This window comes from uncultured Porphyromonas sp., from assembly GCF_947254915.1.
Taxonomy (GTDB): domain Bacteria; phylum Bacteroidota; class Bacteroidia; order Bacteroidales; family Porphyromonadaceae; genus Porphyromonas.
Window position 1 is genome coordinate 1 of sequence record NZ_CAMYEZ010000073.1, and the last position, 10,828, is coordinate 10,828.

6 protein-coding genes are annotated in these 10,828 nt (G+C 52.9%); all 6 read left to right on the forward strand.

Annotation, left to right across the window (positions count from 1 at the left end; all coding sequences use genetic code 11):
• Window positions 1-22 precede the first annotated feature (22 nt).
• The 6 genes from Q0X57_RS05460 to Q0X57_RS05485 all read left to right on the forward strand — a co-directional run bounded on the left by Q0X57_RS05460 (window position 23) and on the right by Q0X57_RS05485 (window position 10,619).
• Window positions 23-1,321, forward strand: a complete 1,299-nt coding sequence (locus tag Q0X57_RS05460; RefSeq protein ID WP_297728750.1) for a hypothetical protein — start codon at window positions 23-25, stop codon at window positions 1,319-1,321.
• Window positions 1,322-1,352: 31 nt separating this feature from the next.
• The gene (locus tag Q0X57_RS05465) at window positions 1,353-2,498 is read left to right on the forward strand and encodes an imelysin family protein (RefSeq protein ID WP_297728753.1); all 1,146 of its coding nucleotides are present in this window, start codon (window positions 1,353-1,355) and stop codon (window positions 2,496-2,498) included.
• An 81-nt stretch (window positions 2,499-2,579) separates the two neighbouring features.
• On the forward strand, window positions 2,580-4,178 hold the full coding sequence (locus Q0X57_RS05470; protein WP_297728757.1) for a di-heme oxidoredictase family protein: 1,599 nt from the start codon (window positions 2,580-2,582) through the stop codon (window positions 4,176-4,178).
• Window positions 4,179-4,335: 157 nt separating this feature from the next.
• Window positions 4,336-5,904, forward strand: coding sequence for a di-heme oxidoredictase family protein (locus Q0X57_RS05475; RefSeq protein WP_297728760.1), 1,569 nt, complete (start codon window positions 4,336-4,338; stop codon window positions 5,902-5,904).
• 26 nt (window positions 5,905-5,930) lie between these two features.
• Window positions 5,931-8,171 (forward strand): cytochrome c biogenesis protein CcsA, encoded by a 2,241-nt coding sequence (gene ccsA / locus Q0X57_RS05480; RefSeq protein WP_297728763.1) that lies wholly within the window; start codon window positions 5,931-5,933, stop codon window positions 8,169-8,171.
• A gap of 408 nt (window positions 8,172-8,579) precedes the next feature.
• Window positions 8,580-10,619, forward strand: a complete 2,040-nt coding sequence (locus tag Q0X57_RS05485; RefSeq protein WP_297728766.1) for a fructose-1,6-bisphosphatase — start codon at window positions 8,580-8,582, stop codon at window positions 10,617-10,619.
• Window positions 10,620-10,828: the final 209 nt, after the last annotated feature.

The following is a 10,828-nucleotide window of genomic DNA, read 5'->3' on the forward strand; positions in this document are numbered from 1 at the left end:
GTCAAACACTCTATAATAATATATGAAACGATTCATTTCGTATCTTCTCTGTGGGCTCGTACTGTGTACCGTACAGCTATCAGAGGCGCAGACTGTGGACACTTTGTCACAGACCTCTGCACCAGCTCCTCGTCGGCTCACCATCGGTGGGTATGGAGAGGCTGTCGCATCGAGGATGTTTTACAGTAATAACTTCAAGCGCTACACCGATGCTGCGCTCTACAAAGATGCTCGTAGCTTCGGTCAGGTAGACTTGCCACACGTTGTTTTCTTCGTTGGTTATGACTTCGGGCATGGTTGGTCTCTAGGCTCTGAGATTGAGTTTGAGCATGGTGGCACGGAGAGTGCTGTCGAGATCGAAGAGGAGGAGACTGGCGAGTACGAGTCTGAGATAGAGCGTGGTGGCGAGGTGGCTCTCGAGCAGTTTTGGCTACAGAAGAGCTTCTCACCAGCGCTCAACCTGCGCATAGGTCATATGGTCGTACCAGTCGGAGCAACGAACGCATATCACATGCCGACAGAGTTCTTTACGGTCTACCGCCCCGAGGGCGAGAACACGATCCTGCCCTGCACCTGGCATGAGACGGGTATAGGCCTATGGGGTAAACTACCGAACTGGCGGTATGAGGTGATGGGTATAGCTGGGCTAGATGCTGACCGCTTTAACAATAAGGACTGGATCCATGGCGGGGCTGGTAGTCCCTACGAGTTTAAGATGGCGACAAACTATGCCTGCGCTATGCGTGTGGACAACTACTCGGTACGCAATCTGCGTCTTAGCCTGAGTGGTTACGTCGGGACGAGTGGTCGCAACACGCTCAATGCGACAAACAAGTATGACCATATCAAGGGTCTCGTCTGCATCGGATCCTTTGACTTTCAGTATGCTAATCCGCACCTCATCTTGCGAGGCAATGTGGACTACGGTCATCTAGGCGACTCAATGGAGATCACAAAGGCCAACCGTACGACCCGCAAGGACTCCCCCTCGCCAAAGAATAGTGTCGCCAAGGCGGCTCTAGCTGCTGGTCTGGAGGGTGGTTATGACCTCTTCTCTGCTTCGGCCAAGCTTCGTCAGCTCAAGCAGCGCCTTTACCTCTTCGGACGGTATGATTACTACGACTCCATGTTTCAAGTAGTGCCCAGTATGACCGACGAGCTGGAGTGGGAGCGACAGAAGTTTACCGTCGGACTCAACTACTACCCGATCCCTGAGGTCGTCATCAAGGCTGAGTATAGTCACCGTATGCTACACAAGCAGTTCAACGATGAGCCGACCGTCAGCCTCGGCATCGCATACTTTGGTATGTTTCACTTCTAGGCTTTTATAATTCAACACAATACAGTTAACTATGAATAAGTATACCTACATCTTTAAGATGCTCCTTCTCTCAGTCGTGGGCATCCTCCTCGTCTCTTGTCAAGAGAGCGACGAGCCAAAGACAAAGCAGGTCGACCCAGAGCAGACAGCTATCCTCGAGCAGTTTGTCCACGGAGTCGTAGTACCCACCTACAAGTCTCTAGCAGACAATACCATCGAGCTATCGGGTATCTGCCAGGAGCTGATGAAGAGCCCCTCCCAAGAGCTGGTCGACAAGGCTTGCACGAAGTGGGTTGAGGCACGTGCATACTGGGAGCTAAGCGAGGCTATCCTCTTTGGTGCGGCTGGCGACTACAATATCGATCCACACATTGACTCTTGGCCTCTACAGAAGAATCAGCTAGATAACATCCTTCAGAACAAAGACCTCCTCGATGAGCTTAAGGAGGAAGGCGCTGATGCCAAGGGCTTCGCTTCTCTAGGCTACGGTCTACTAGGCTTCCACGCTGTGGAGTACATGATCTTTAGAGATAGTAAGCCTCGCAAGGTCGCTGAGATTACAGAGCCTGAGCGCATCTACAATGCGGCCGTCGCTGAGGATCTAGCTCGTCAGGCTACTCGTCTAGAGGCTAGCTGGGCTGGTGTAGACAAGATCACCGCAGCTAAGAAGAAGACCCTTGAGGATGCCGAACTCCTCCCCACAATGGACTACGGTGAGATCATGATAGCCGCTGGTGAGCAGGGCAATACGACCTACAAGAGCCAGAAGGATGCCTTCGTTCAGATCCTACAAGGTGCGAGCGATATAACCGATGAGGTGGGTAACACGAAGATTACCGACCCTGTCAACTCTGGCAACGTCCTAGACGTGGAGTCTTGGTACAGCTGGAACTCTATTGAGGACTTCACAGACAACCTCCGTAGCGTCCGCAATGCTTACTACGGCTCTCTCGACGGCACTGCCCACAAGCACTCTATGGCTAGCTACATGGCTCAGCATCATCCTGAGCTAGACAAGGAGATCCGCTCTGCCATAGACAATGCGATCAAGACGGTCGCTGCTATGCCTGCGCCCTTCCGCAATAACCTAACCAAGGAGGCTACTAAGCCCGCCATCGATGCGTGCAATGCGCTCCTTGAGAAGATCGATGCAGCTATTGAGGCTGTACAGAAGTAATCAATAACCAACCGTCATACCATCTGCAGGATCCCTAGGGGAGCCCTGCAGATGTATGATAGTATTTTAGAGGAAGTTGTTATGAACAAGGTATTAAGCATATGTAGCCTGATAGGCTGTCTGGCTCTCCTGAGCGCATGTAGCTCAGACTGTCCAGATTCAAGCGAAACGAATCCATACGAAGAGCAGTACTATAGCGGGGGAAAGCTAGGCACCGCGTTCAATAACACGGCCACTTGTTACGAGCAGTTTACCCCTGCAGTCGAGGAGGCCGGTTTGGTCGCTAGGTTTAAGAGGGGGGAGCGCCTCTTCGAGAATCCCTTTGACACATCTACTGATCCAAACTTCCCGCTACGTGGCTTAGGCCCCTTGTGGCTACGTGCTAGTTGTATCGCTTGTCACCCAGGCTATGGTCATGGAGCTAGGCAGACCGAGTACAACTCAAACATCATAGGTAACGGCTATCTACTCGTCCTCACGGACCAAAACGATAACTACCTATCCTCCCTCACAGGTATGCCTCAGACGCAAGCTGCGCCACCCTTTAAGGCACCACTTGATGAGCGTAAGATCAAGATAGCCTGGCTCCCCTACACGGATGAGTGGGGCAATAAGTTTGACGATGGCGAGACCTACGACCTCATTTACCCAGAGGTGACCATTCCTGAGGATGCCTTCTATGTACCTCTACAGGCCAAGGGCAAGGACATCCCATACTCCGATCTACGCGTTCGTCTCGAGAGCACCATCGGTATCTACGGTACGGGTCTGCTTGATGCTATCAGTGACGAAGACCTCCGTGCTCAGTATCAGACTGAGGAAAAGCATGGCGCCAACCTCAACCCCACTGTGTGGAAGAATGGCGACTTCGTTAGGTACTACGTCAATAAGAAGCAGGGCGACGGCACTAAGTACCTTCCCCGCTACACCTATGGCTTGACACGTGGTAGCATACAGGATGGTCCTGGAGCCAATGCTATCTGGAACATCACCAACGTAACTCGTAGCGATCGTCGCTACCACTATATGACTACTGCCTATGCTAAGGTCGCTTCCGAAGACCCCGATGTACAGGCAAAGTTTTACTCCTATTATCCAGAGTGGAGGAAGAGCGGGGATGTCAAGAAGGACATCTACGACTACCTAACCTCTAGCGAGCTCCCTGCCGATATGACCGATGAGGAGTACATTAACTTTATGGTATGGCACCGCGGACTAGCCGTCCCGTCAGCACGAGATGCGGATAGCAAAGAGTTCCAACAGGGTAAGAAGCTCTTCGAGGAGATGGGGTGCGCTACCTGCCACCGTCCTACCTGGACTACGGGCGAGGATAAGATCCGTGACCCGAACAACTTCTTCGTCGGTGCTCGTACCAATCTCCTACCACGCTACCCGCATCAGAAGATCTGGCCATACACCGACATGATCCAGCACCAACTACAGATGAAGAACAACATCCGCACAGGCTGGTGTCGTACCACTCCGCTGTGGGGCCGTGGCCTCAGCATGAAGGCTACAGGAGCTAGCGACCGACTACACGACTGCCGTGCGCGTACCGTGATCGAGGCGATCATGTGGCACGGTGCTAAGAACAGCGATGCGAGACAGTCGATTGAGAAGTTTCGCAAGCTCAGCAAGGAGGAGCGCAAGGCTGTCGTTACCTTCATTGAGTCTATCTAACTCCGCTAGCTTTACCTAGCAGAGAGACGCACAGTCCTCGGACTACACACTTTCTACCCCTCCCCTGAGCAAGCATTTGCCAGAGCAATAGATTATGATGATAGATATAAGCTGTCGGGGGAGGGGAGACACATTCCCCAAAAATCACTTTATCCCTATGAAGCACTTAACTACACAGCTAGCTCTACTAGCACTCATCCTCACCTGTCTGACAGCTTGTCAGCAGGATTGTGGAACGGACACTCCTCAGACGCTTAGCGAGGAGTACTACAGTGGAGGTGAGCTCGGCACTACCTTCAACAACACCTCATCCTGCTTTGAGCAGCCCACGGAGGCTATCGCACTAGCTGGACTAGATGCCAACTTCAAGCAGGGTGAGCGTCGCTTTGAGACAGCACACGCTGCTGGCGATGTGCCTGGTCTCACCTTTACGGGACTAGGCCCGCTGTATCACCGCACATCGTGTGAGGCTTGTCACCCAGGCTATGGACATGGTAGGCGCGTCACACGCTACAATAGTGAGCAGATGGGCAATGGATGTCTCATCATCGTCACTGACAAGGAGGGGAATATAGCTACATCTCTTGGCTTAGTACCTATGACAGCTGCGCTACCTCCGTTCAAGCCGATGATTGACGAAAAGAAGATGACCATCGACTGGCGTAGCTATACGGACGAGTGGGGCAATAAGTTTGACGATGGCGAGACCTACGATCTTATCTACCCTGAGGTACACCTGCCCGCAGAGGCTCTCTACTCACCACTAGAGGTGAAAGGCAAGCCATTTCCACTTGATCAGGCCGTTGTCACGCTTGAGTCCACTATCGGTATCTATGGTACAGGTCTGCTTGATGCGATCAGCGACGAGGATATACGTCAGCAGTATATCAAGGAGGCTCCGCACACACCGCTCAATCCCGCCATTTGGGCAGGCAACGACTTCGCTCCTACGGGGGTAGACGCTGCGGGGCACCCGATGCGCTTTGACTATGCGTGCGACTTCACCAAGCTCTCTGCCAATGTGAGCCTATGGGAGGTGACCAACATCATCACGCCTATGTTTCGTAAGTTCTACATACCTGAGGCTTATGCACGGACGGCAAGCAAAGATCCCGACGTGCAGGCACAGTTCTACAAATACTTCCCAGAGCGCAAGAAGACTGGCAATGTGGAAAAGGATATCTACGACTTCTTTACAGCTACAGACCTGCCCATTGAGATGAACGCACAGGCTTGCTACGATCTGATGGTGTGGATACGTGGTCTTGCGGTGCCAGCTGCGAGAGATATAGACTCCCCCGATGTGCAGCGTGGTAAGCAGCTCTTCACCGAGATAGGTTGTGCTACTTGCCACCGTCCCTCTTGGACTACGGGCGACGATGTGGTCGTGGATGTGTATGGTCTGACCGAGGGTGGCAAGAAGGCTATGCCTCGCTATCCCAAGCAAAAGATCTGGCCTTATACCGACCTGATCCAGCACCGGCTCTACATGCAAAACGATATCCGCACAGGTTGGTGCCGTACCACACCGCTCTGGGGACGTGGTCTGAGCCAGAAGGCTTCAGGGCATCAAGATCGTCTGCACGACTGCCGTGCACGCAATGTGATTGAGGCGATCATGTGGCATGGAGCTAAGAATAGTGATGCTCGCTTTACTGTAGAAAAGTTTCGCAAGCTCAATCGCCAGGATCGTGAGGCGGTTGTCAAGTTTATCAATGCTGTATAGCTTCACACACTAGATACAATATAAATATGGTGTGGCGCAAGCTCCCTTTCATACTACTACTCATCACGGTGGCTGTCCTCGCGGCAGCCACTGTGGTTGAAAAGCTTTACGGTACGCCCTTCGTGCAGGAGCACTGGTATGGCTCACCGCTCTTTACCATCTTGTGGGTGCTACTCTCCTGTGCTGGATTGATTTACATCTTACGGGCTAAGCTCTACAGACGCTTCTGGATTTGGATGATCCACGTCTCACTGCTGGTCATCTTGCTGGGCGCAGGACTGACCAGCTGGACCGCTATACATGGACGTATCAAGCTCCAGGAGGGTGCCACCCCCACGGATCGCTATCAGAGCGATCAGGGAGAGACGTTGACCCTCCCCTTTGAGGTCGCTTTGGAGCGCTTTGATCTGACCTACTACACCGGTACCCAATTTCCGCTAGACTACCAGAGCAATCTCATCGTTCAGGACGGGGAGCGGTCGCAGAGCCTCCGTGGTGCGGTCTCGATGAATCGCATCTTCCGTTATCGATTCTATCGCTTCTACCAGTCAGGCTACGATCCAGAGACGACCTCCTCGATCCTCTCCATCGCTTACGATCCGTGGGGTATAGCGATCTCTTACCTAGGCTATGCGCTCCTAGCGATCAGTCTCGTAGGGGGCATGTTCGCACGCCGTCATAGGGTGAGGCAGCTTCTCAAGCAGGCACTCGTCTCTCCCGTTGCGATGCTCCTGATACTCCTCGCTGGTGGTACGCTCTCGGCAGAGGCAAAAGCTCCTGCGACACCACTCCCCAAGACGATCCCAGCCAGTGTGGCGAAAAGCTTTGGCGAACTGTACATCTTGTATCATAATCGTGTTTGTCCGCTAGGAACCTACGCTCAGGAGTTTACCGAGAAGCTCTATGGACGCAGTAGCTACCGAGGACTTTCGGCCGAGCAAGTCTTGGCGGGCTGGATCTTTTACTACGACAATTGGGTCGATGAGCCGATGATACGGATCAAAGATCGGAGCATCCGCAAGCTCCTCGAGTGCTACGAGGGTCAGCGGGTGAGCTATCGTCAGTTCTTTGACCTCCAGGGCAACTATCGTCTAGAGTCTCTGCTGGACAACTACATACAGCACCCCGACCAGCCTGGGCGCAAGGCGCTCTTTGAGGCGCATGAGAAGTGTCAGGTGATACAGAGCTTAGGGCTAGGCGAGTCGCTCTCGATCTTTCCTGTACAGAGCCACGGTCGTATCGCCTGGTACCATCCCGCCTCTACTGATCTACCCGCAGAGATGCCGCTAGATCAGTGGACATTCGTGCGCAAGGGCTTTAACTACCTCAGCGAACTGATTATCATGCAGGAATGGGACGAGGCGCAAGACTTCCTCGTCAAGCTCCGTCAGTATCAACTCAAGGAGGGCGGTGAGAGCTGTCCCTCGGCTATGCGCTTTCGCTCCGAGATCTACTACAACCAGCTCTCGCCCTTTATAGGACTTCTCGCCAAGATACTCGCCACCGTCGGGATCTTGCTCTTCATCTGGACCGCTTATCAGCTCTCCGTGGGGCGACTCCAAGACCCTCCGCTGGTCAAGTGGGGCTTCTGGGGTATCCTCTACGCTAGCATGCTCTACCTCACTCTGATGGTGATCCTGCGCTGGATCGTCTCGGGATATGTGCCCCTGAGCAATGGCTTTGAGACGATGCAAGCCTTAGCCTGGATCGTGCTCCTGCTGACCATACTCACGGGACGAAAGCATCGTGTGCTGATCCCCTTTGGTCTACTTATGGGCGGGTTGTCGCTCCTGGTAGCCTCCTTCGGGGGGAGCAATCCGCAGATCACTCCACTGATGCCAGTGCTTCACTCGCCGCTACTGAGCATCCATGTGCTGGTCATCATGATAGCGTATAGTCTCTTGGCCTTTATGATGCTCAATAGCTGTATGGCGCTGATCCTGTCACGTCGCCCTGCCATCGGGACGCACCTAGAGGCACTCAGTAGACTGCTCCTCTATCCAGCGGTCGCACTGCTGGCTATCGGTATCTTCATCGGAGCCGTCTGGGCCAATGTCTCGTGGGGACGCTACTGGAGCTGGGACCCTAAAGAGGTGTGGGCACTCATCACGCTCATCATCTACGCCTTACCACTACACAGCGAGTCGCTGCGCTGCTTCCGCTCGCAAAGATTCCTGCACGTCTACCTCTTGATCGCCTTCGTGTCGGTGCTGGTCACCTACTTCGGGGTTAACTTCTTCCTCGGCGGGATGCACAGCTACGCTTAGCTAGCTAAGAGTCCCCATCAATTACTGATTAGACGGTTGAAAGTCGCTTCCAGAGCGGGACGCACGAGGTTCCTTTTCTGAAGCAAAAATCTCTCCACGGAGGAAATTGACCACATCCTCCGTGGAGATTTTTCATTATCTAGTGAGGAACGAGAAAATTCTTCGGAACTTTGATTTCTTTCTTCCGAACTTTCATTTCATTCTTCCGAACTTTTATTTCCCGGTTCCGTGGGGAATTTTTGTTTTCTCGTGAGCTATCGGGAAATTTCTCGGTAGATATCGGAATCAGCGGAGATGTGGAGGTGACTATAAGGTGAGGCTCAGGACAAAAAATAGTGTCACTGCGTGCGGTCTTCTTTTATTTAGTAACTTTGGGGCGTGGTATATACCTAGACCTATAGTATAGACATGATGCAAGACAAGATTGACCTACAGGCTGCGAAGGATGACTTGAGATACCTCCAGCTCCTCTCCAATCAGTTTCGCAACTCTGCCGAGGTCTCTACAGAGATCATCAATCTGCAGGCGATCCTAAGCCTTCCGAAGGGCACGGAGCACTTTCTCGCAGACGTGCACGGTGAGCATGAAGCCTTTGACCATGTGCTGAAGAATGCCTCTGGTAGCGTGATGCGTAAGATACGTGAGGTTTTCGCAGGGCAGATGATGGAGCTGCAGATGCGTGAGCTAGCTACGCTGATCTACTATCCTCAGGCTAAGCTGGAGCAGCTCCATGAGGCGGGCGAAATTGATGAGGAGTGGTATAAGGTGACGCTCAATCGCCTCATCAAGGTGTGCCGTAAGGTGGGGGAGAAGTACACCCGCTCGAAGGTGCGCAAGGCGCTACCGCCTCAGTATAGCTACATCATTCAGGAGCTACTACACGAGGACGGAGTCAACCCCAACAAGTCGGCTTACATCTCTAGCATTATCTCTACAATCATCTCCACGGGCAAGGCGGAGGACTTCATCTGCGCTATCTCAGCGACGATCAAGCGTCTCGTCATAGACCGCCTCCACATCGTCGGTGACATCTACGACCGCGGTCCTGGCGCTCAGTATATCATGGATACGCTGCTGGACTACCACAATGTGGATATACAGTGGGGCAATCACGATATGCTCTGGATGGGCGCGGCTGCGGGCAATGACGCCTGCATTGCCTGTGTCATACGTATCGCTCTGCGCTATGCTAATCTAGACACCATCGAGGATGGTTACGGGATCAATCTCATGCCACTCTCCCGCTTAGCCAGTGAGGTCTACGCGGACGATCCGTGCACTTGCTTCAAGCCCAAGCTGGGCGACTCAGACGCTTCATACGATGAGAAGGGCATTTACCTGATTAGCCAGATGCACAAGGCGATCAGCATTATTCAGTTCAAGCTGGAGCATCAGTTGATCGCTCGCCATCCTGAGTGGCAGATGCAGGAGCGTGACCTACTCCACAAGATAGACTTTGAGGCTGGTACGGTCGATCTCTCACATACCAATCCCAACGAAGACTATGGTGTGCATGAGATGCTCGATATGAACTTCCCCACGATCGATCCGAAGGATCCCTATCGTCTCACGCCCCAAGAGGAGGAGGTGATGGATCGGTTGCGTCGCTCCTTCGCTACGAGTGAGCGACTTCATACGCATATAGACGCTTTCTATCGACTCGGTAGTATGTACCTCGTGTGCAATGGCAATCTGCTCTACCACGCCTCGATGCCACTCGATGCTTCGGGGCAGCTCAAGGCGGTGCGTGTACTCGACTCGCAGCCCTTGCGCGGTCGCGCCCTACTTGACGAGATAGATCGTGTGGTGCGCCTAGCGCATCCCTCTAGGCATAGTCATCCAAAGCACGAGGCTGCTGTGGACTACATCTTCTACCTCTGGTGCGGTCCCGACTCGCCACTCTTTGACAAGTCTGCGATGACTACCTTCGAGCGTTACTTCGTTGCGGACAAAAAGACGCACACGGAGACCAAGGGCTACTACTTTAAGTATCGCCAGGATCGAGAGACGATCGAGATGATCCTCCGTGAGTTTGGGCTAGAGGGCGAAGACTGTCACGTGATCAATGGGCATGTCCCTGTCAAGGTTGCCAAGGGCGAGAAACCTATCGCTGCGGGTGGTAAGCTGATGATCATTGATGGAGGCTTTAGCCGAGCATATCAGAGCAGTACGGGCATTGCAGGCTATACTTTGATCTATAATTCACAAGGTATGCAGCTGGTGCAGCACGAGCCCTTTACGACGATGCGCCGTGCTGTTGAGCTGATGGAGGATATCAAGAGTGTGACGGTCATCTCGGAGCGTACGACACACCGCATGCTGGTGGCCGACACCGATGTGGGTGCTGAGCTACAGCAGCAGGTGAATGATCTGGAGAAGCTCCTCAAAGCCTTTAACGCTGGACTCATCAAGGAGCGCAAGTCACTCCCTCAGATCGTCACGAAATGAAAAGTGCGATGACTTGACAGCAATTTCTATTGGGGCTTATTAATAATGCGCCCCAACTACCTTCATAGTATCACATCAACCAAAGTAATGGAAGGTATCCTAGTAGAACCAAAATAAACAAACTAAGCGTATGAAACAGCAAAACATAGGAATCGCACAATTCGTAGGCCTACTAGGATGCCTACTTGTCATCACCTCTTGTTGTCTCT